The sequence below is a fragment of the Haemophilus haemolyticus genome (genome assembly GCF_003490935.1).
GTDB lineage: Bacteria > Pseudomonadota > Gammaproteobacteria > Enterobacterales > Pasteurellaceae > Haemophilus > Haemophilus haemolyticus_M.
The window spans coordinates 1-2,808 of the sequence record NZ_QQGD01000014.1; the positions used below are offsets into that span (position 1 = coordinate 1).

1 rRNA gene is annotated in these 2,808 nt (G+C 50.3%); it reads right to left on the minus strand.

The features are described from left to right. Positions 1-2,786 (minus strand): 23S ribosomal RNA (locus DV417_RS09285); the annotation flags it as partial. Positions 2,787-2,808 lie beyond the last annotated feature (22 nt).

Sequence of the window (2,808 nt, forward strand, 5' to 3'; positions counted from 1 at the left end):
GGGAGAACTCATCTCTTGGCAAGTTTCGTGCTTAGATGCTTTCAGCACTTATCTCTTCCGCACTTAGCTACCCGGCAATGCGTCTGGCGACACAACCGGAACACCAGTGGTGCGTCCACTCCGGTCCTCTCGTACTAGGAGCAGCCCCAACCAATTCTCCAACGCCCACGGCAGATAGGGACCGAACTGTCTCACGACGTTCTAAACCCAGCTCGCGTACCACTTTAAATGGCGAACAGCCATACCCTTGGGACCTACTTCAGCCCCAGGATGTGATGAGCCGACATCGAGGTGCCAAACACCGCCGTCGATATGAACTCTTGGGCGGTATCAGCCTGTTATCCCCGGAGTACCTTTTATCCGTTGAGCGATGGCCCTTCCATTCAGAACCACCGGATCACTATGACCTACTTTCGTACCTGCTCGACTTGTCTGTCTCGCAGTTAAGCTTGCTTATACCATTGCACTAACCTCACGATGTCCGACCGTGATTAGCAAACCTTCGTGCTCCTCCGTTACTCTTTGGGAGGAGACCGCCCCAGTCAAACTACCCACCAGACACTGTCCGAGACCGCGTCCCGCAATCTTCGTTAGAACATCAAACGTTAAAGGGTGGTATTTCAAGGACGACTCCAACAATACTGGCGTATCATCTTCATAGTCTCCCACCTATCCTACACATCAAAATTCAATGTTCAGTGTCAAGCTATAGTAAAGGTTCACGGGGTCTTTCCGTCTAGCCGCGGGTACACCGCATCTTCACGGCGATTTCAATTTCACTGAGTCTCGGGTGGAGACAGCCTGGCCATCATTATGCCATTCGTGCAGGTCGGAACTTACCCGACAAGGAATTTCGCTACCTTAGGACCGTTATAGTTACGGCCGCCGTTTACTGGGGCTTCGATCAGGAGCTTCTCTTTCGATTACACCATCAATTAACCTTCCAGCACCGGGCAGGCATCACACCCTATACGTCCACTTTCGTGTTTGCAGAGTGCTGTGTTTTTAATAAACAGTTGCAGCCAGCTGGTATCTTCGACCGGTTCAACCTTCAGGGGCAAGCCCTTACAATCTACGCCGGCGCACCTTCTCCCGAAGTTACGGTGCTATTTTGCCTAGTTCCTTCACCCGAGTTCTCTCAAGCGCCTGAGTATTCTCTACCTGACCACCTGTGTCGGTTTTCAGTACGGTTTAGTAAAGCCTTTCGCTTAGTGGCTTTTCCTGGAAGTGTGGTATCAGTTACTTCAGCTCCGTAGAGCCTCGTCATCATCTCTCAGTGTTAAGGAAGTCCGGATTTGCCTAAACTTCCCACCTACCAACTTAAACGCACATATCCAACAGTGCGATAACCTAACCTACTCCGTCCCCACATCGCAGCTTTACCAAGTACAGGAATATTAACCTGTTTCCCATCGACTACGCTCTTCAGCCTCGCCTTAGGGGCCGACTCACCCTGCCCCGATTAACGTTGGACAGGAACCCTTGGTCTTCCGGCGAACGGGTTTTTCACCCGTTTTATCGTTACTTATGTCAGCATTCGCACTTGTGATACGTCCAGCATGCTTCTCAACACACCTTCATCCGCTTACACAACGCTCCCCTACCCAACAGACTTACGTCTGATGCCGCAGCTTCGGTGCTATATTTCAGCCCCGTTACATCTTCCGCGCAGGCCGACTCGACTAGTGAGCTATTACGCTTTCTTTAAATGATGGCTGCTTCTAAGCCAACATCCTAGCTGTCTAAGCCTTCCCACTTCGTTTCCCACTTAATATAGACTTTGGGACCTTAGCTGGCGGTCTGGGTTGTTTCCCTCTCCACGACGGACGTTAGCACCCGCCGTGTGTCTCCTGAGTATCACTCTTTGGTATTCGTAGTTTGCATCGGGTTGGTAATCCGGGATGGACCCCTAGCCGAAACAGTGCTCTACCCCCAAAGGTGTCCGCTCAAGGCTCTACCTAAATAGATTTCGGGGAGAACCAGCTATCTCCCGGTTTGATTGGCCTTTCACCCCCAGCCACAAGTCATCCGCTAATTTTTCAACATTAGTCGGTTCGGTCCTCCAGTTAGTGTTACCCAACCTTCAACCTGCCCATGGCTAGATCACCGGGTTTCGGGTCTATACCTTGCAACTAGACGCCCAGTTAAGACTCGGTTTCCCTTCGGCTCCCCTATTCGGTTAACCTCGCTACAAAATATAAGTCGCTGACCCATTATACAAAAGGTACGCAGTCACCCTTTCGGGCTCCCACTGCTTGTACGTACAAGGTTTCAGGTTCTATTTCACTCCCCTCACCGGGGTTCTTTTCGCCTTTCCTTCACAGTACTGGTTCACTATCGGTCAATCAGGAGTATTTAGCCTTGGAGGATGGTCCCCCCATCTTCAAACAGGATATCACGTGTCCCGCCCTACTTCTCGTTAACTTAGTACCACAGCCTGGATGTCGAGTACGGGGCTATCACCCTGTGTCGCTAAGCTTCCCAGCTTATTCCTCTATCTTTGCTGCTATCATTAACAGGCTCTTTCGCTTTCGCTCGCCGCTACTGACGAAATCTCGGTTGATTTCTTTTCCTCGGGGTACTTAGATGTTTCAGTTCTCCCGGTTTGCCTCACTTACCTATGGATTCAGTAAGTGATAGTAGATTCTTCATCTACTGGGTTTCCCCATTCGGATATCTTGGATTAAACGCCTCTTATCGACTCATCCAAGCTTTTCGCAGATTAGCACGTCCTTCTTCGCCTCTGATTGCCAAGGCATCCACCTTGTACGCTTAGTCACTTAACTATACAACCTCAAATGTTTTCAA